13 protein-coding genes are annotated in these 19,937 nt (G+C 41.3%); 7 read left to right on the forward strand and 6 right to left on the reverse strand.

The window, feature by feature from the left end; translation table 11 throughout:
* Positions 1-235: 235 nt before the first annotated feature.
* Entirely contained in the window at positions 236-1,162 is a 927-nt protein-coding gene (locus tag FTT91_RS01295) for a DUF4424 family protein (protein WP_167846472.1), read from the reverse strand.
* A gap of 456 nt (positions 1,163-1,618) precedes the next feature.
* Here FTT91_RS01295 and ahcY point away from each other — a divergent pair, with 456 nt between their 5' ends.
* The 6 genes from ahcY (at position 1,619) to FTT91_RS01325 (ending at position 11,587) form a co-directional block, all read left to right on the forward strand.
* Positions 1,619-3,001 carry an adenosylhomocysteinase gene (gene ahcY, locus FTT91_RS01300; RefSeq protein WP_179995669.1) on the forward strand — a complete coding sequence of 461 codons (1,383 nt, stop codon included), beginning with the start codon at positions 1,619-1,621 and terminating at the stop codon, positions 2,999-3,001.
* A gap of 183 nt (positions 3,002-3,184) precedes the next feature.
* Positions 3,185-4,021, forward strand: coding sequence for a methylenetetrahydrofolate reductase [NAD(P)H] (metF, locus tag FTT91_RS01305; RefSeq protein WP_136144198.1), 837 nt, complete (start codon positions 3,185-3,187; stop codon positions 4,019-4,021).
* Between the two features lie 41 nt (positions 4,022-4,062).
* The gene (locus FTT91_RS01310) at positions 4,063-4,779 is read left to right on the forward strand and encodes a 16S rRNA (uracil(1498)-N(3))-methyltransferase (protein ID WP_180168831.1); all 717 of its coding nucleotides are present in this window, start codon (positions 4,063-4,065) and stop codon (positions 4,777-4,779) included.
* 186 nt (positions 4,780-4,965) lie between these two features.
* Entirely contained in the window at positions 4,966-7,842 is a 2,877-nt protein-coding gene (locus FTT91_RS01315) for a bifunctional diguanylate cyclase/phosphodiesterase (RefSeq protein ID WP_180168832.1), read from the forward strand.
* Positions 7,843-7,981: 139 nt separating this feature from the next.
* A complete protein-coding gene (locus tag FTT91_RS01320; protein ID WP_180168833.1) occupies positions 7,982-10,261 on the forward strand; it encodes an NADP-dependent malic enzyme in 2,280 nt (759 codons plus the stop codon).
* A 90-nt stretch (positions 10,262-10,351) separates the two neighbouring features.
* Positions 10,352-11,587 carry a multifunctional CCA addition/repair protein gene (locus tag FTT91_RS01325; RefSeq protein ID WP_004972751.1) on the forward strand — a complete coding sequence of 412 codons (1,236 nt, stop codon included), beginning with the start codon at positions 10,352-10,354 and terminating at the stop codon, positions 11,585-11,587.
* A 170-nt stretch (positions 11,588-11,757) separates the two neighbouring features.
* On the opposite strand, the gene epmA is transcribed toward FTT91_RS01325, so the two are convergent.
* Both epmA and FTT91_RS01335 read right to left on the reverse strand, forming a co-directional pair.
* Complete coding sequence (epmA, locus tag FTT91_RS01330; protein WP_180168834.1) at positions 11,758-12,738, reverse strand: EF-P lysine aminoacylase EpmA; 981 nt, start codon at positions 12,736-12,738, stop codon at positions 11,758-11,760.
* Positions 12,735-13,802, reverse strand: coding sequence for a 4-phosphoerythronate dehydrogenase (locus tag FTT91_RS01335; RefSeq protein ID WP_004972744.1), 1,068 nt, complete (start codon positions 13,800-13,802; stop codon positions 12,735-12,737). The genes epmA and FTT91_RS01335 overlap by 4 nt, the downstream gene beginning before the upstream one ends.
* Before the next feature lie 51 nt (positions 13,803-13,853).
* Here FTT91_RS01335 and FTT91_RS14720 point away from each other — a divergent pair, with 51 nt between their 5' ends.
* Positions 13,854-13,985, forward strand: coding sequence for a hypothetical protein (locus FTT91_RS14720; protein WP_256732322.1), 132 nt, complete (start codon positions 13,854-13,856; stop codon positions 13,983-13,985).
* 26 nt (positions 13,986-14,011) lie between these two features.
* On the opposite strand, the gene purL is transcribed toward FTT91_RS14720, so the two are convergent.
* From purL to tagF, 3 genes are all read right to left on the reverse strand, one after another.
* Positions 14,012-17,848 (reverse strand): phosphoribosylformylglycinamidine synthase, encoded by a 3,837-nt coding sequence (gene purL, locus FTT91_RS01340; protein ID WP_180168835.1) that lies wholly within the window; start codon positions 17,846-17,848, stop codon positions 14,012-14,014.
* 331 nt (positions 17,849-18,179) lie between these two features.
* Positions 18,180-18,947: an OmpA family protein gene (locus tag FTT91_RS01345; RefSeq protein ID WP_180168836.1), complete on the reverse strand. Its 768-nt coding sequence runs from the start codon at positions 18,945-18,947 to the stop codon at positions 18,180-18,182.
* A gap of 2 nt (positions 18,948-18,949) precedes the next feature.
* On the reverse strand, positions 18,950-19,909 hold the full coding sequence (gene tagF, locus FTT91_RS01350; protein WP_179994234.1) for a type VI secretion system-associated protein TagF: 960 nt from the start codon (positions 19,907-19,909) through the stop codon (positions 18,950-18,952).
* Positions 19,910-19,937: the final 28 nt, after the last annotated feature.

The following is a 19,937-nucleotide window of genomic DNA, read 5'->3' on the forward strand; positions in this document are numbered from 1 at the left end:
ATAGCACTTTAATGGTGCAAGTATCGCCAATAATGCGTGTATTTACAAAACTGCTAGATTTTTCATTAAAATTTTTTTGATATAAATCAAAAAATATGTTGTTGATCCTGTTCAAAGTCTTACAGATGAATGCATGGAATATTTACTTTTTCATCTAGGGATGAATGATGCAACAGAAGGAAAATTCCAGTATTTTCAAGTGAAAGAATGATCTGAAATTTTCCTGATTTTTGAATTAATAACGACGTGTGGTATCTAAAAACAAAATATTTAAATCTTGCTGAGGTGTAAATTTTTTCTCTTGAATTTGGAATCTCGTTGGACTGATCTTCTTAATTTTACCATCCCAACATAACGAAATCAGTTCGCTTGCATCACGCTCAATTGTCAATTTAAAATTTTGTATTGGCTTTGCCCAATTGGCACCTGTAGTCAAGATATAACCTAAAGTTGCTATGGGTGCATGTTCCGCATTCTTCTTTTTTAGACCATTTAAAAAAGCACGATCCATACAAAAGTCTTTCGCATCTTGTTCTAAATACATAGCAACTGAACCACCCACTAAAGGACGATACTCATGTTGTACCCGTGTCATTGCTCCTGCTTTAAAGGTCTGCGGCCAGCTATAAATCACTTCTGATGACCACTCTAGTGAACCTTGATTATCAGTAAAATATTTCTTTAATTTTGGATGCTTACATTGTTGTACTTTTTCCCAGTAATAGTCAGAATCACGGACTTTACGTGTCCAAGGATTCAGTAAATCCTGCTGTGTGAAGCCACATTGTTTAAATTCAGTGGTGACATCAACATATTGTGGATTCTGCCAATCACCCAATTGTAGATAAGCACGCACATGCATGCTGGGCTGAATCTTTTTCCCATCGACTTTCACCTGAAAACTTTTCAACAAGCCCTCAGTATCTGCAAAGTCCGAGTCAAAGAAATTTTCCACCTTCGGCAAAGGAAATAAAATATTTTCCTTGATGTCTTTGTTGCTTAAATTTTTAAATTGATAATCAACTTTGATGATTTTTTTACTGATATAGAGATCTTCGCTATACATCTGAATATCTTTATTTTTCAGGTACTGTACGCCACTGGTTGCCACATAACCTGTGCTATCGTTGGCTTGAACCATATTCAACATCAAGCTACCCATTACAATCCCGATGAGGTTGAAAATTATTTTTGTTTTCATCTGATTTTCCCCATTTTTATTATGTTTAACTCTGTTAAACACAATTTCAAACCACTGCTCTGCTGAGAAACAGTGAGAACTTTCAATTTTTTGTGAATCATTTCACCTCAAATCATAACCGATTAAACGCCAAAATCAGGCTCAATAAGAACGACAAATTTCGATTTCTTAATACGATAACCAATTTTCATGTACATGCAGGGCATTTATTGCTTGTTTTTTATATAAACAATTTAAGATTGGAACTAAAACTAAATCCAAGTACAATACCCCGCTAGTCGAGGGATGCTGCGACGTTTTTACAGGCACATAAATGTAAAATCGCTAGGCTCGACCATCGGTTTAAATGTTCATTTAGACCAACAACGGCATCCGCGAACATAATGATCATTTATTTTTTTCTATAAGGAGATCGTGATGAACGCGGTTAATGCTTCATTTACAGATTATAAAGTTGCCGATATCACACTAGCTGATTTTGGTCGTAAAGAAATCAAACTTGCAGAAGCAGAAATGCCAGCCCTTATGGGTTTGCGTAAGCGCTACTCAGCTGCAAAACCTCTTGCAGGCGCGAAAATTCTCGGCTGTATCCACATGACCATTCAAACTGCTGTTTTAATTGAAACGCTAGTTGAATTGGGCGCAGAAGTTCGTTGGACTTCTTGTAACATCTTCTCTACTCAAGACCACGCTGCTGCAGCAATTGCCGCTTCAGGTGTGCCTGTTTTTGCTTGGAAAGGCGAAACTGAAGAAGAATATGTATGGTGTCTTGAACAACAAATTAATGTAAATGGCACACCATGGGATGCCAACATGATTTTGGACGATGGCGGTGACTTAACTGCACTTGTTCACGAAAAATATCCTGCATTATTAGAGCGCATTCACGGCATTACTGAAGAAACCACTACGGGCGTACAACGTCTAATTGAAATGTGGAAAGATGGTTCTTTAAAAGTGCCTGCAATTAACGTCAACGACTCTGTGACTAAATCTAAAAACGACAATAAATACGGTTGCCGTCACTCACTCAACGATGCGATTAAACGTGGTACAGACATGTTATTGTCTGGTCGTCGTGCATTGGTTATTGGTTATGGTGATGTAGGTAAAGGTTCTGCACAATCTTTACGTCAAGAAGGCATGATTGTTCGTGTTTCTGAAATTGACCCAATTTGTGCAATGCAAGCATGTATGGATGGTTACGAAGTTGTATCTCCGTACAAGAATGGCGTACAAACAGGCAATAAAGCAGACGTGAACCTAGAGCTTTTAGAAAATACTGACTTGATTGTGACTACAACAGGTAACTATCACGTGTGTGACGCAGCAATGCTAGATACACTTAAAGCAGGCGCTGTTGTATGCAACATTGGTCACTTCGATACTGAAATCGACACCAACTACTTACGTGGTTATAAGTGGGTTGAAGTGAAGCCACAAGTACACCAAGTGTATCGTTCAGAAAACGAAAACGATTATTTAATCTTGCTTTCTGAAGGTCGTTTAGTGAACTTGGGTAACGCAACAGGTCACCCATCACGTATTATGGATGGTTCATTTGCTAACCAAGTATTGGCACAAATGCACTTATTTGCAGAGAAATTTGCCGATCTTCCTGCCGATCAAAAACAAGCGGCAATTCGTGTTGAAATCTTACCGAAAAAACTAGACGAAGAAGTTGCTGCTGCAATGGTTGCTGGTTTTGGTGGTGTATTAACACAATTGACTCAAGTACAAGCGGACTACTTAGGTGTAGCTGTTGATGGTCCGTTTAAATCGGATGCTTATAAATACTAAGTATTTAATCCCTCTGCCTAACCCTCTCTCATAGGGAGAGGGAATGATTCATTGTTTAATGAATGAGTTAGAAGGTAAGTCCTCTCGTGAGCAAGTTTAAAACATTGCTTTTTTAAACCCAGCACACGAGAGGATTGAGCAGAGATAAAAATATAAATAAGTATTTATAACAAGGATTGAATCATGACCAAACTAGTTCCAATTTCATTTGAATTTTTCCCATCTAAAACCGATGTAGGTGCAGAAAAACTCAAAGTTGTGCATCAAGAATTACAACTTTTAAATCCAGAGTTTTTTTCTATCACTTATGGTGCAGGTGGTTCTACTCGTGAACGTACTTTATCGACCATTAGCGACTTCAATGGCAAAGGCACACCTGTAGCGCCGCACCTGTCTTGTATTGGTGATGACAAAGCGCGTATTGCTGAATTGCTTGATATTTATAAAGCACAAGGCATTGACCGCATTGTGGCTTTGCGTGGTGATTTACCTTCAGGTCAAGTTGGTTTAGGCGAATTGCCGTATGCGTCTGACTTGGTGCGTTTTATTCGTGAACATTCAGGTGATCATTTTCACATTGAAGTTGCGGCTTATCCTGAAATGCATCCACAAGCAGACCACTTTGATCAAGACATTAAAAACTTTGTCACCAAAGTAAATGCTGGTGCCAATGCTGCCATCACCCAGTTCTTTTTTAATCCAGATGCGTACTTTTACTTTGTAGAACGTATTCAAAAGCAAGGTGTGAATATTCCTGTTGCGCCTGGCATTATGCCGATTACCAATGCCAGCAATTTAATTCGCTTTGCAGATGGTACAGGTGCAGAAATTCCACGCTGGATTCGTAAGCAATTAGCAACCTATGGTGATGACACAGCTTCAATCAAAGCCTTTGGTCATGAAGTGATTATTAAACTGTGCGAACGCCTGATTGCAGGTGGTGCACCAAGTTTGCATTTTTACACCATGAACAACACCGAACCGACTCGTCAATTAGTGACAGATCTTGGTTTGGCTTAAGCTGTATTTTTCATATTTATTGACTTGAACGAGTAATCCCTATGCCCCGTTTTTATATTGAGGCTGAATTAGCAGTAGATACACAAGTTGAACTGACTGAAACAGTATTTCATCACTGGGTGAAAGTACTACGCGCACAAGTCGGTGAAACCGCCACCTTGTTCAATGGGCAAGGTGGTGAATATGAAGTGGAACTGGTTGAAGTTACCAAAAAAACAGCGCAAGTGCAGATTAAAAGTTTTAATCCAGACAATCGCATCCCAAGCTTTAGCGCCTTATTAGGACAAGTAATGAGCAAAGGCGATCGTATGGATTATGCGATTCAAAAAGCGGTAGAGCTTGGCGTAACTAACATTCAGTTGCTCACCTCTGAACGCTGTGAAATGCGCTTAAAATATGACCGCGATCAAAAAAAATTAGATCATTGGCAAGGCATTGCCATTACAGCCTGTGAACAATGTGGCATGAATATCGTACCGAAAATTTTAGCCCCACTACGTTTAGAGGACTGGCTGAATAGCGACCTTCCTGCCACCAAACTAGTGTTAGCACCGAATAAAGATCAAGTAGATGTACTAAACAATGCCAGTAAAGATTTGGCTTTATTAATTGGGCCTGAAGGTGGTTTAAGCGAAACAGAAATTAGCGCTGCCAATGCGGTTGGCTTTCAAAACTGGTGTATTGGTACTCGGGTATTACGCACTGAAACCGCACCTGTGGTTGCTTTAGCTCTCTTAAATTATCGCTTGGCTGATTAATTTATCCGTTTTTACAGAAATCGATTGCCAATAACATTGCAATTTATAAAGTACAGGATTAATCTCGAACAATATATTAAAAAATTTGCATAAAATTTAAACACAAAACAGCAATATTTTATGCATGAACGTGATGTTATTTAAAAATATAAATGATGGAATCATTTAACTAGATTTTGGGGAAGTATGTCAGACGCTCAAGATGAATTGTTGCAGCAGTACTTAGATGCTGCGCAAATCACCAATACCATTCGGCTTATTCGATTCTTTTTGGTCAGCATCCTGATTGTTTGTCTGTATGTGTTTTTTATTTATCAAATTTCTTTCTCACATTCATCACCCTACCTCAATATCTGGTTTATTCTCACTGAACTGACCATTGGTTCGTGTTTACTGCTCACAGCAGTTCACTTTAAAGCGGGACAATATCAACTCCAACAAGCACATCGTTGGTTAAAATTGGTGTGTTTCTTGATCGGAACAGCAATCGCGGTTGGGGTAAGTTTACTGTATTACTTTTTACCTCAGCAAAACCCTGAACTGAGCAACTATGAAGCGATTATTTTAGCGGCCTTATTAATTATTGTGAGTCAAACCTTTGCCCTCACCTTTTTAACGCAGCGCTTGAGTTATTTTTGCTGGGTATTCATTCCAGTGATTACACCCTATATTGCCGCACAGTTTTTAGTTCACTCCGAAACTTCCGCCTTCTTTTTTCTCGCGACAAATTTTGCCTTAATTACCTTACTGATTTGTGCCAATACTTCAATGCACATGCATCGTCGTTTATCGAGCGTCAATTTTAAAAACGACCAACTCAAAAAAGCCGCAGAGCAACAAGTTGACTGGACAGATCAACTCCGCCAACAATTGCAAGTGGAAATGAACAAATCTAAAGATATTGAATTGCAACTGCAATTTAACAATCAAATGCTGGAACAAAAAATTAGAGAACGTACCTTTGACTTAGAACAAACCCATCTAGACTTAATTAAACAACAACATAGTTTAATTTTGGCACATGAAGCCGCAGGTATTAAAGCGTGGGACTGGAATATCCGAGAAAGAAGGATTGTCTTTGGCACTGGCTCACAGCAAACTCGTTTAAAAAATTCCAAAAAGCATCGGAATAAATTACAGCAATTAATTCACCGTGATGATATTGCACACCTTCATCAAACCATGAAAGAGCATTTACGTGGTCAGACAGAACGCTATCAAGCCACATATCGCATACAACATAATTCAGGTCAATGGTATTGGGTGCATGATATTGGGCGAGTAATTGAGCGTGATCCTGTCACCAATAAACCTTTACGCATGGTCGGGGTTCGCCGTGACATTCACCAAGAACGGATTGCACAAGAACGCTTAAAACTCACTGCTAGCGTACTTGAACAAGCGGCTGAAGGTATTTTTATTTTAGATGAAAACCTGCGCTATATTGAAAGCAATCCATTCTATGCACAAATGAGTGGATTTCAACGTGACCATATTATAGGTAAATATCTGTTTGATTTAGTCAAATCCAACAAAGCAAATCCACGCATGACACAAGAGGAAATTGTTCAACAATTACTCAGCAAGGGTGAATATCATACTGAAAGGAATATAAAATTCCGCTCAGGAAAAGAATTAGAAGTTCGTTTGCATATCAATGCAGTCAAAGATGAGCAAAACCGTATTATTAATTATATAGGAATTGTGTCTGATTTAACCGAACATAAACTACAAGAACAGCGTTTATCCTATTTAGAAAATTATGATGCGCTGACCGATCTCCCCAATCGTTTTTATTATAATTATCAACTACATCAATATCTTATTTCACAGCAAGATTCATTGCAGCAATTGGCGGTCATTCGACTCAATATTGACCGTTTCAGACCTTTAAACGAATATTTAAGCAATAATGGTGGCGATGAATTACTCCGCCAAGTGGCGCAGCGTTTACGTATCACCAATGCCGAAGCGCTGTTTGTTGCACACTTAAATGGCGATGATTTTGCAATTGTTTATGAAATTTCTCATATTCGCCCTTCAATCGAAGAGCACTGTGAACGTATCACCAAAGCCTTTAATTTGCCGTTTAATGTACAGGGACAAGAACATATTATTACCCTATCGATGGGGGTTTCCCTCTATCCTGAACATGGACGCCAGTTGGATTATCTAAATAATTGTGCTGAACAAGCCTTGTCTGAGGCTAAGCGTTTAGGTGGCAATACCATTAAATATTACACTTTAGACAACACCAAACTGCTAGAGCAGGATGTACATTTAGAGCGTGACTTACGCCAAGCCATTAAAAATGATGAATTAATTGTATATTATCAACCTAAAATTGATTTCCATAATTATCAGGTGATCGGGTTTGAAGCATTGGTGCGCTGGCAGCATCCAACCAAAGGCATTATTCCACCCAACCTATTTATTCCTATTGCAGAACAAACCAGTTTAATTTCCGATATTGGTCGGGTTGTAATTCAACAAACTGCCAAGCAAATTCGTGAATGGAATCTGTTAGGTTTTGATCATATCCAAGTATCGGTTAATGTAGTTGCACAACAACTGCAACGTGGTCAATTGCTGCAAGATTTAGATGATGCGATTAATACCTATCAAATTTCAGGTGCAAGCTTAGAATTAGAAATTACCGAATCCTCTTTAGTGGAAAACTCCACAACCGTGAAGTCTTTATTAGATGAAATTAAACAACGTGATATTCATATCGCCTTAGATGATTTTGGTACAGGCTATTCTTCACTTTCTTACTTAACAGACTTCCCAATTGACAGTTTAAAAATAGACCGTAGCTTTGTTTCTAAAATTGGAAACACCAAACAAGAAGCCATTGTTAGTGCCATGATTGCTATGGGCAAAGCCATGGGCATGAGTGTGGTGGCTGAAGGGATTGAAACTGAGCAACAACTGCAATATTTGCAGAATTTAAATTGTGATATTGCGCAGGGGTATTTATTCTCTAGGCCTTTGCCTGAAAGTGAAGCGACCCAATTTCTAAAAGCCAATTTAGTATCGCGCGCTTATCGCTCCTTAATCTGAAACTAGACCCAAAAGCTCTAAGTTTGTTCTAAAAATAAACAGTGACGTCTGTGCTAAGGGGGCAAGTAATGGTATATTCGATAAGATTCATAAAAAAACCACCAGCATCGCTGGCCAACTTGTCACACACGAGATTCAGATGGACGATCAATCATTAAAACAGCAGGCACTTTACTATCACGAATTTCCAACACCAGGAAAAATCAGCGTTACTCCAAGTAAGCAGCTGGTCAACCAACGTGACTTAGCGCTCGCTTACTCACCAGGTGTCGCAGCACCATGTTTAGAGATTGAACGTGATCCTTCAACAGCTGCACTTTATACCGCTCGCGGTAACTTGGTTGCTGTCGTTAGTAACGGTACAGCAGTATTAGGTTTAGGTAATATCGGTCCTTTGGCGTCTAAACCTGTGATGGAAGGTAAAGGCGTACTCTTTAAAAAGTTTGCTGGTGTCGATGTATTTGACATCGAAATTGCTGAAAATGATCCAGACAAAATTGTAGATATTGTTGCAGCACTAGAACCAACTTTTGGTGGTATTAACCTTGAAGACATCAAGGCACCAGAATGTTTCTACATTGAGCAAAAACTTCGTGAACGCATGAATATTCCTGTGTTCCACGATGACCAACACGGTACGTCAATCATTGTAGGTTCTGCCCTACTCAATGCCTTGTTACTTAACGGCAAGAAAATTGAAGAAATCAAAATCGTTGCTTCAGGTGCAGGTGCAGCCGCACTGTCTTGTTTAGACCTGTTATGTGCATTGGGCGCGAAAAAAGAAAATATCATTGTTGCGGATTCGCGTGGTCTAATCACCACCAAACGTGAAGGTTTGGATGACTCGAAAAAACGCTATATGCAAGACATTGAAGGAACGCAACTTGCTGATGTAATTAGCGGTGCGGATATGTTCCTTGGTCTTTCTGCAGCGGGTATCTTGACCAAAGCTATGGTCAAAGAAATGGCTGAAAATCCAATTATCTTTGCTTTGGCTAACCCAGACCCAGAAATCTTACCTGAACATGCGCATGAAGTACGTCCAGATGTGATTATGGCAACTGGTCGTTCGGACTACCCGAACCAAGTTAACAACGCACTTTGCTTCCCGTATATTTTCCGTGGTGCATTAGACGTTGGCGCAACTACCATCAACGAAGAAATGAAAATTGCTTGTGTACACGCAATTGCACGCATGGCACACATTGAAGCAGATGCTGCGACTTATGGTGAAAAATCTGCATCATTCGGTCGTGACTATTTAATTCCACGTCCACTTGATCAGCGTTTAATTCTTGAAATTGCACCTGCAGTTGCTCAAGCGGCAATGGATTCAGGTGTAGCAAGTCGTCCAATTCAAGACTTCTCTGCATACCGTCAGCGTTTGTCTGAGTTTGTATATAACTCGGCATTTATGATGAAGCCTATTTTTGCTCAAGCAAAAACTGACCCTAAGCGTATTGCTTATGCAGAAGGTGAAGACTTACGCGTACTTCGTGCAGTACAAATTGCAGTGGATGAAGGCTTGGCTAAACCAATCCTTGTAGGTCGTACCTCAGTGATTGAAGCGAACATTAAAAAGCTAGGTTTACGTCTGGAACATGGCGTGAATATGGAAATTGTAGATCAGGAAAAAAACCCGAACTACGAAAAATTTGCAGATGATTACTACACCATCATGCAGCGTAAAGGCGTTACACCTGAATACGCGCAGCGTGAAGCACGTCGTCGCTCTACCCTCATTGCAGCAATGTTAGTGAAACATGGTTTAGCCGATGGTATGTTATGTGGTACTTATTCTAGCTACGATATTCACCTTGATTTCGTAAAAAATGTGATTGGTCTAAAAGAAGGTCGTACTAACTTCTTTACCCTTAACGCATTGATGCTTGAAGATCGCAACTTGTTCATTGCCGACACTTATGTCAACACAAACCCAACTGCTGAACAGTTGGCTGAAATGACACTTTTAGCGGCTGAAGAAGTACGCCGTTTTGGTATGACACCACGCGTTGCTCTACTTTCTCACTCAAGTTTTGGTTCTGACCAACAAGACTCTAGCGCACAAAAAATGCGTAAAGTCTTTGAAATCTTGAGTGAGATTGCACCTGAGCTTGAAGTTGAAGGTGAAATGCACGGTGATGCAGCATTAGACGAAAATATCCGTCATTTTGCTTTCCCGAACTCACGCTTCAAAGGTTCTGCAAACTTGTTGATTATGCCGAACTTAGATGCTGCCAATATTTCATTTAACTTGTTGAAATCGACTTCAGGTAACAATGTTACGATTGGCCCTATCTTGTTAGGTGCAGCAAAACCTGTACATATTTTGACGCCAACTGCTACGACACGTCGTGTTGTGAATATGACTGCCCTCACTGTTGCTGAAATTCAACAAACAGCACAAGTTAAAGCATAAACCTATATTTCTGAGTGACTGACTCAGAATTATAGACTTGAGAAAACCTCTATTCTGTAGCATGATTGCTTGAAGAATAGAGGTTTTTTCATGCAAGTTTATTTAGTAGGCGGTGCAGTTCGAGATCACTTACTCGGGCATCCCTATCACGAAAAAGATTATGTTGTCGTTGGCGCAACGCCCGAACAACTTTTGGCTCAAGGCTTTCAACCTGTGGGCAAAGACTTCCCTGTTTTTCTTCATCCTGAAACCAAAGATGAATATGCACTTGCTCGCACTGAGCGCAAATCTGGACACGGTTATCACGGTTTTGAATTTCATACCGACCCAAGCGTGACCTTAGAAGAAGATTTAATCCGCCGTGACTTAACCATTAACGCCATGGCAATGGATAGTGATGGCAATGTCTACGACCCTTACGGTGGACAGCAAGATCTGTGCAATAAAGTGCTGCGCCATGTTTCCAATGCTTTTGTAGAAGACCCGTTACGGGTGCTGCGTATTGCTCGTTTTGCAGCACGTTATCATGCTTTAGGCTTTGTGGTTGCACCTGAAACCTTGTTATTAATGCAAGAGTTGGCAGAATCTGGTGAGTTACATGCGCTGACACCTGAACGCGTATGGAAAGAAACTTCACGTGCCTTAATGGAAGCACGTGCCGATGTTTATTTTGAAACATTGCGTGCCTGTGGTGCTTTAAAAGTTTTATTTCCTGAATTAGATGCTTTATTCGGTATTCCACAGCGTCCTGAATATCACCCTGAAATTGACAGTGGTGTGCACACCATGATGTCACTACAACAAGCCTGTCGTGCCAATTACTCACTCGATGTACGCTTTGCAGTGTTATTGCATGATTTAGGCAAGGCCTTGACCCCTGCCGATGAATTACCACGGCACATTATGCATGAAGAACGTGGGATTCGACCTGTAACGGAAGTGTGTGAACGCCTGCGCGTACCGACCAATACCAAACAACTTGCACTTGCTGTATGTAAAGAGCATTTAAAATGCCACCAAGCATTGAGCTTAAAGCCTGGCACGTTATGGCGCTTATTACAGCGTTTGGATGTCTTGCGTCGTCCTGAGCGTGTAGAAGCCTTTGTACAAGCCTGTGAATGTGACTCTCGTGGGCGTTTAGGTTTGGAAGATCGTGACTATCCGCAAGCGAGCTATATTTTGGAAGCGATTCAAGTGGTACGCAGCATTAAGGCGCAAGACTTACCTGCCGATGTCCAAGGCCCCGATATTGGTGAAATGCTGATTGAACGACGCATTAAAGCGATTGAGCAATTAAAGGCACGTCACTTGGCTGCTACTGCTTAGGCTATTTAAGTCTATAGAACGTCATTACATGCGTTCTTTGATCTATCATTCTTAACCTATTTAAGTCAGCCTAAATTTCTGATCGAAAAGCCGTAATCTTCTAAAATATAGAAGCTACGGCTTTTTAGCTCAAATAAATCCTTCTTGAAATAAGAAACTGTCTTTTGCTTTTAGGCAAGCTGCGCAGGAAAGCTAATCACTTGCTCTAAACGCATCTGCTCAGTTGCAATCATCAATAAGCGATCTATGCCCAAGGCGATACCTGAACATTCAGGCATGTTCGGCAACGCAGCCAATAAATATTCATCAATTGGCATCACATGTAAACCAAGTTGTGCGCGTTCTGCATTATCGGCTTCAAAACGAGAACGCAGCACAGTAGCATCAATCAATTCATCATAGGCATTGGCAAGCTCTAAACCTTCGATATATAGCTCAAAACGGGCTGCGACCAATTCCCCATCATCATCTGTTCTGGTTTTAGCCAAAGATGCTAATTCAGGTGGAAAATCGGTTAAAAATACAGGAGCATCAAAGCCCAAACTTGGTTCTACAAAATGTGAAAACAATAGGTCGATGTAGCCTAGACGGTCATCACCCAAATCCAGATGCAAACCCACACGATGACAGCAGTCTTTCAATTGTTGCAGACTTGCCTGTAAAGGATTTAAATCCAAACGATCCATAAATGCGTGTTTATAACTCAACACTGTTGGACGTACTTCGCCAAAGCGTTGTTTTAACGTCAGATTAAGTAAATCTGTCACCTCAAACATAAGCTCTTTCAGGCTAAATTCGGGACGATACCATTCCAACATGGTAAATTCGCTGTTGTGTTTACGTCCATGCTCATCATCACGAAAGACTTTGCAAATTTGATAAATAGCACCACTACCACTGGCCAATAAACGCTTCATGGCAAATTCAGGTGAGGTCTGTAAATAGTGCGTATGCAATTTGCCCCGCACATGGCGCTGTGCTTGCACTGAAGCCAAATGCACATCTGTCACTCCTGCCTGTGACAAAATTGGCGTTTCAACTTCAAGTACTTCACGTTCCGCAAAAAACTGGCGTATTTGTGCATACAATTGTGCACGTGCGCGCATGCTGTTTAAGTCGCAAGTTGGTTGATATTGGAGATTTGAACTCATGCTTGCGGGCCTCCGTGTGCTGCCCATTCACGACGCAGAGGATAGGTTTTTCTTAAATGATCAAAAGCCTGCTGCTCAACTTTGCCCGCTTTGACACAGGCACGTAAATTGGCATCATCCTGTGCAATATCATAAATTTGACTTAAATGTGCATGCAGACTATTTTTCAAATCTTGGGTTTTGAAATATTGCGCGCAGCTTGGCAATTGAGTTTCAAATTGTTTTGTGGCATCTAAACCAAAATTTTCACAAAAAGCCTGATAAATCATTTGTGTGCCGCGTGCCTTGCCTTCTAGGCTATACCCTGCAATATGCGGGGTTGCCAAAGCAAGCAAATCTAATAATTCTGCAGAGATTTCAGGTTCATATTCAAAAACATCTAATACCACTAAACGCTGAGTATGTTGAATATCCTGCATTAAAGCCGCTTCTTCTACCACTGGCCCACGCGCTGAATTAATCAGAATGGCTTGAGGCTTCATACATGCCAAACGCGCTGCATTAATTAAATGATGAGTAGGATGTTCACCAGTTTCTGTTAATGGCACATGAATGGAAATTGCATCTGCCTGTTGTAATAGTGCATCTAAGTCACATTGCTGCACATTGGGCAACTGCACAAATGGATCGTATGCGATGACATCCCAACCTAATAATTGTGCCATTTTGACCAAGCGCGAGCCGACATTGCCCAGTCCAATAATGCCAAGTTTAAAGTTTTGATTGGCATGTAGTAATTCAGGCTCGAGATGAAGCAATGCGGTAATCACATACTCACTCACCGCCTGCGCATTACAACCTGCCGCATTTGACCATGCAATGCCCTGCTGCTCGATGGCTGGGATATCAAGGTGGTCTGTGCCAATGGTCGCGCTGCCAATAAACTGAAGCGCGGTCTGTTGAATCAATGCTGCATTCACTTGGGTGACGGAACGAACTAGCAGCGCATCAGCATCTTGCACATCTTGATGCGTTAGACGGCGTCCAGCCTTGTGCTCTATTTCTGCCAAATCTGCAAAGAAATAATCGGTATATGCCAGATTTTCATCTGCAATGATTTTCATAACGCCATCCCATGTGTGTTTGCTTGTTTATGATAGCTTGAGTTGTCTAGGATGACTATGATTGTTGAGATTAATGCAGAATTGTTGAACAGCAAGCCGACGATTCATTTAGGTGGAAACATGCACGTCTATATAAAAGTTGCATATTCACAGCAAAAAAATCAGCCACCCGAAGGTGGCTGACTGCTATAGATTAAGCGAGTTAAATCTTAACCAATAAATTTACGCGCATTGCGGAACATACGTAACCATGCACCATCTTCAGTCCATTCTTCAGGTTTCCAAGAATGTTGAAGCGCACGGAAATTACGTTCAGGGTGCGGCATCATAATTGTTGCACGACCATCTTTTGAAGTTACGCCTGAAATACCTTCTGGCGAACCATTCGGGTTCATTGGATAATGTTGAGTCGCATTTCCGTGGCTATCGACATAACGTAAAATCACTTGGTTGCCTGCGTTCAAGGCTGCCAAATTAGCTTCTGGTGCAACGACGCGACCTTCACCATGTGCCACTGCGATTGGTAAAATCGAGCCTTCCATATCTTGCAATAATACAGAGTTTGATTTTTCCACACGGACGTTAACGCTACGCGCTTCAAACACTTCTGAAGTATTGCGATGGAAACGTGGCCACGCTTCTGCACCTGGAATGAGTGGTGCTAATTGTGACAACATTTGACAACCGTTACAGATACCCAGTGAGAACGTTTCTTGACGGTTAAAGAATTTCTCAAACTGGTCGCGTAATTTCGGGTTGAACAAGACTGACTTCGCCCAGCCACCGCCAGCACCTAATACGTCACCGTAAGAGAAACCACCACACGCCACTAAGCCTTCAAAGTCGTCTAAATCGACACGCCCTGCAAGCAAGTCACTCATGTGTACGTCAACGGTGTTAAAGCCGACTTTGTCAAATGCTGCCGCCATTTCTACATGACCGTTTACGCCTTGTTCACGTAAAATCACCATGTTAGGACGACGTGTGTTGATGTATGGCGCTTCAACTGGCTCATTTAAGTCAAATGTCGGTTGAGCAATTAAGCCTTTGTGGTTTTTGTCTGTGATCAAAGCAAATTCTTGATCAGCAGTTTCTGAGTTGTCACGTAAACGCTGGATTTGGTGTGATACTTCACTCCAAGCCGCTTGCAAATCGGCACGTTCAAGCACCAAGCCATTTACAGCAAGTTGGTCTGTGCTATTAACTGTACCGACTACCGAAATCGCATCTTTCAAAGTAGATGCAGCAACTTCAGCAGCTAAGTTAGCCCAGTCTGCTTTAGAGATTTGTAGTACTGCACCAATTTCTTCAGCAAACAATGCCGCAACAGATCGATCTTCTAACGCCACACCTAAACGTGAAGCGAACATCATTTCTGTTACAGTTGCCAATAAACCACCATCACCAATGTCGTGATAAGCTTGAATCAAGCCACGGTTATTCCAGTCTTGTACCAAAGCAAAGAATGCTTTGAATTCGTCAAAGTTATCGACATCTGGTGTTACTGAACCAATAGCTTTATAGACTTGCGCTAAAATTGAACCGCCTAAACGGAACTGACCTTTAGACAAGTCAATACGTACCAATACTGAATCGGTATTTTTCAATTCAGGGGTTAGTGTTTTACGTACATCGGTCACTGGTGCAAATGCAGTAATTACACCTGACATTGGTGAAGTTACAGATTTATCAACACCTTCGTCATTCCAAGTGGTACGCATAGACAATGAGTCTTTACCTACTGGAATTGCAATTCCTAGCGCAGGACACATTTCCATACCAATGGCTTTTACACCTTCAAACAAAGCTTGGTCTTCGCCTTTTTGACCTGCTGCTGCCATCCAGTTTGCAGATAATTTAATGTCGCTGATCTGGTCAATTTTGGCTGACATGATATTGGAAATAGATTCTGCCACTGCCAAACGCGCAGATGCTGCAGGGTTTAATAAAGCTACAGGTGGACGTTCACCCATCGCCATTGCTTCACCTGTAAAGCCTTGCAAGCTGGTAGTGGTTACTGCTGCATCTGCAACAGGCACCTGCCATGGGCCAACCAACTGATCACGTGCAACCATACCTGTAATTGAACGGTCACCAATAGTGATTAGGAATGATTTAGAAGCAACAGTTGGATTCTTAATCACACGGTAAATCGCATCTTTCAGATCAATAACTTGAGCTACATCAAAATCATCACCTTGACGTTCAATGCTTTCATAAGAACGGCTCATGCGTGGCGTACCGCCTAACATGACCTGCATTGGCATATCTACAGCTTTGTTATTGAACAAAGGATCTTCAACCGTTAAATGACGCGCTTCTGTCGCTTCACCCAATACCGCAAACGGACAACGCTCACGCGCACAGATTGATTCAAATAATTCTAAAGAGCTTGGACGAATCGCCAATACATAACGCTCTTGCGCTTCGTTTGACCAAATTTCCATTGGTGACATGCCCGGTTCTAAAGATGGAATCTTACGCAAATCAAGCACTGCACCTAGTTCGTGATCATTTACCAACTCAGGCATTGCGTTAGAAATACCACCTGCACCGACATCATGCACCGATACGATTGGGTTGGCATCTTCCAAACGCCAGCACGTATCAATCACTTCTTGGCAACGGCGTTCCATTTCTGGGTTTTCACGTTGTACTGAAGCGAAGTCAAGGTTTTCACCCATGGTTCCGCTATCTACAGAAGATGCAGCACCACCGCCCAAACCAATCAACATCGCAGGGCCGCCTAAAACGATTAATAAATCGCCTGGCTGGATTGGGTCTTTTTCGACATGGTCTGGACGAATGTTGCCGTAACCACCTGCAATCATGATTGGTTTATGGAAGCCTTTTACTTCACCATTCACGTTTTGCTCGAAAGTACGGAAGTAACCATTTAACGCAGGACGACCAAATTCGTTGTTAAACGCTGCACCGCCCAATGGGCCTTCAATCATAATTTGTAATGGCGATGCCATACGTGAAGGCTTGCCATAGTTTTCTTCCCAAGGCTGTTCAAAACCAGGAATATTTAAATTCGATACTGTAAAGCCTGTTAAACCTGCTTTTGGTTTACCACCACGACCTGTCGCGCCTTCATCACGGATTTCACCACCCGAACCTGTCGCAGCACCTGCAAATGGTGCAATTGCAGTTGGGTGGTTGTGCGTTTCCACTTTCATTAGAATGTGGGCAGCTTGGCTCTTATATTTATAAACGTAGTGACCTGTTGCAGCATCTTTTTTCGGATAGAAACGCTGCGTGTCAAAACCAACAATCACCGAAGCGTTGTCTTTATAAGCCGACAATACATCTGTTGGTGATTCTTTATAAGTATTTTTGATCATTTGGAACAATGACAATGGCTGTACTTCGCCATCAATTGTCCATTCAGAACCAAAGATTTTGTGACGGCAGTGCTCAGAGTTGGCTTGTGCAAACATCATCAATTCAATGTCATGCGGATTACGGCCTAACTTGATAAATGCTTCGGTTAAATAATCAATTTCTTCATCAGACAAGGCAAAACCAAACTCACTGTTGGCTTTTACCAATGCCGCTTTGCCTTCACCCAAAATATCAATGCTATTTAAAGGTTTTGGTTCAGTTTCAACAAATAACGCTGCAGCATCGTTAATGTGGTTAAACACACTTTCGGTCATGCGGTCATGCAATACTTGTTTTACTTCGTTTGAAACGTCTGTAATACCTTTTAAGGTAAACAAAACACCGCGTTCTAGGCGGTGTACAGGCGTATTACAGTTGGCAAAAATATCGGTTGCTTTTGATGACCAAGGAGAAATTGTGCCCACACGTGGTGTCACTAAAATTTGAACTTCATCACTTGCAGCTTGGCGTAATTCAAAAGATGCACCATCGTTTAAAAGCTGTAAAGCAGATTGCTGTTGTTGCTCGTCGAGCGCTTGGTCAAATAAATAAACCCATTGGCTATCGAAAGATTGAACAGAACTCATTGACGCTAAACGGTTTAAGAGTTGAGTTTTCTTAAAAGATGAATGTGCAGGTGCACCGGCAACGATAAACATGCTGATTTTGGCTCCACGGGCTGATCTTTTGGACCATGCCACAATGTGACTTGAAGAGAGCGCATATTCTACTGTGAAATGCCATAATCAGCTAGATGGAAAATGGTTTTCTTGGCGCGTTTCGGCAGTAAAACTTCCGAATGTTGATTTAAAGCCTCTATTTCAGATCAATGTATTCAAGATTCGTGCTTTAAATTGCACAAAGCACTCTCACTGTGGAAATTACTGAATGATTGATGCTGTTTTTATTTTCTATGCCATCTGTTTACACACAGATGCTCTAAAGATCAGGACATGGCGATCATCTTCCGCCTTGCTCAATATCAACTAATCAAAGCACCTCAAATTCAATACGTCGATTTTTCTTACGTCCTTGTGGCGTTGTATTGTCTGCGACAGGCTGATTAGAACCTTGACCTTCGGTGCTTAAATGCGTTATCGCAATACCTTTATCGATCAAATAATTTTTTACCGCGCCTGCACGTGATTGGCTTAACACTATATTTTTATGCGCATCGCCCGAACTGTCTGTATGTCCAACAATTTTCACTTTTTTGGTGCCAACTTGCTTCAATGCCACAGCCATTTCATCCAGAATTTTTTGCCCTACGTCAGTCAAAATTGCACTGCCCGATTCAAACTCAACAATCCTATTTTTGAGCGCAGCATCCAGCATTTTTTGTTCATACTGACTCTCCGAAAGCTGTGTGTTCAAACGATAAGGCTGCTGTACCAAAGCCTGAAAATTTGCTGTCGTGGCTTGAATTTGATGAGCAGCATTCACTTTTCCTTTCAAATCAACTTGAGTCCCTTTCACACGTAACTGCCCTTGAGAAATCTTTTTTAACTCTGCTGTAATCATACGAGTGACTGAATCATCCCAACCATTCGGTGCAGCAACTGCACGGACTTGAATTTTATCTAACACCTGCGATTCACCATACACAGCTTGCATTTTCGCCAAAATGGCTTGTTTACTTGCTTCGTTTGGCACCACACCTTCTATAACAATGGGCGCTGCATAGATCAAATGACTTTGGACTAAAAAACACAAGCCAATAAATAGACTTACGCGAATACGTTTTTGATTATTTTTCATATTTATTTATCTAAAAAAGTTTGCCTAAACAGCTTCAAGGCTTGGTTAAGATTTAACTGCCGCTGACAAAGTAATTGTTCCAATGTTGCAAGACCTGCATTTTGTTCTAAATAAGCATCAATCCAAGTGGCTTGAATTAAAGAAACCCAATGTTCACCCTGCATATTTTGAATAAATAGATCGCGCAGCGTCATGACATCAGCCCCCTGAAAATCAATGATCAAAATGGGTGCCTCAAAATGTAGTATCCCCAGCAAAATTTCAGTATGATGCGCGCCTAAAAACCGCCCGATCATGCCCATCCAAAATGCTGCGATTTCAAAGCAATATCGCGGATGATTCAGCGGTAAAATCATCACTTTGTTTAAACGACGAGTGCCATTTTTGAGGACGGGTTGCAGTAAAAGTCCCAACCCAATCATACTCTGAGCCAAGTCATTGACACTGATTTTCATTAATTGTGCCAATGAATGCGTGCTGTGTTTTTCATAAAAGTCTTGGTATTCTTCTGCACTCAAAAGTTGAACCCTATTCGGCAATTGATTCAACAGTTCAAATGACATATTGGGATCACGGATATTGCTTAAGACCTGATTGCGTTGCAATAAATCAGTCCAAATAGCTTTGTAAAAAAACGGCACAAATAATAACTTTTGACTCGGCTGTTCGACCTCAAACAACTGCCCCAGTAGCATTGGAAATGCCCGCCCCGAGCTATCTTGGCTCGCCTTTAAATTAACAGCTAAAAACATTGGTTCTGCTGGATGGGCAATCAAAAAATCTAAAGCAGGCAAAGTTGCATAACGCTGTTTAAAATCTGCGCTCTGCATGGCATGTTCCAGTGCATTACTAATCCACTGATCGAGCTGCTGAATGAGTTCCGATTGCCCTTTAGACTTTATAAAATCACCACGGGCAGGTATTTTTCCATAATATAAAGGTACGGTTTTTACTGCTTGCATACCCACCACACCTTTTGCCAAGTGTTAT

The sequence above is a fragment of the Acinetobacter sp. YH12021 genome, assembly GCF_013420145.1.
In the GTDB taxonomy this organism is placed as follows: Bacteria; Pseudomonadota; Gammaproteobacteria; order Pseudomonadales; family Moraxellaceae; genus Acinetobacter; species Acinetobacter towneri.

Excerpts from the sequence above, each read along its gene's own strand:
- FTT91_RS01295 (WP_167846472.1), bottom strand. The coding sequence starts at position 1,162 with ATGGGTAGCTTGATGTTGAATATGGTTCAAGCCAACGATAGCACAGGT.
- ahcY (WP_179995669.1), top strand. The coding sequence starts at position 1,619 with ATGAACGCGGTTAATGCTTCATTTACAGATTATAAAGTTGCCGATATC.
- metF (WP_136144198.1), top strand. The coding sequence starts at position 3,185 with ATGACCAAACTAGTTCCAATTTCATTTGAATTTTTCCCATCTAAAACC.
- FTT91_RS01310 (WP_180168831.1), top strand. The coding sequence starts at position 4,063 with ATGCCCCGTTTTTATATTGAGGCTGAATTAGCAGTAGATACACAAGTT.
- FTT91_RS01315 (WP_180168832.1), top strand. The coding sequence starts at position 4,966 with ATGTCAGACGCTCAAGATGAATTGTTGCAGCAGTACTTAGATGCTGCG.
- FTT91_RS01320 (WP_180168833.1), top strand. The coding sequence starts at position 7,982 with ATGGACGATCAATCATTAAAACAGCAGGCACTTTACTATCACGAATTT.
- FTT91_RS01325 (WP_004972751.1), top strand. The coding sequence starts at position 10,352 with ATGCAAGTTTATTTAGTAGGCGGTGCAGTTCGAGATCACTTACTCGGG.
- epmA (WP_180168834.1), bottom strand. The coding sequence starts at position 12,738 with ATGAGTTCAAATCTCCAATATCAACCAACTTGCGACTTAAACAGCATG.
- FTT91_RS01335 (WP_004972744.1), bottom strand. The coding sequence starts at position 13,802 with ATGAAAATCATTGCAGATGAAAATCTGGCATATACCGATTATTTCTTT.
- FTT91_RS14720 (WP_256732322.1), top strand. The coding sequence starts at position 13,854 with ATGACTATGATTGTTGAGATTAATGCAGAATTGTTGAACAGCAAGCCG.
- purL (WP_180168835.1), bottom strand. The coding sequence starts at position 17,848 with ATGTTTATCGTTGCCGGTGCACCTGCACATTCATCTTTTAAGAAAACT.
- FTT91_RS01345 (WP_180168836.1), bottom strand. The coding sequence starts at position 18,947 with ATGAAAAATAATCAAAAACGTATTCGCGTAAGTCTATTTATTGGCTTG.
- tagF (WP_179994234.1), bottom strand. The coding sequence starts at position 19,909 with ATGCAAGCAGTAAAAACCGTACCTTTATATTATGGAAAAATACCTGCC.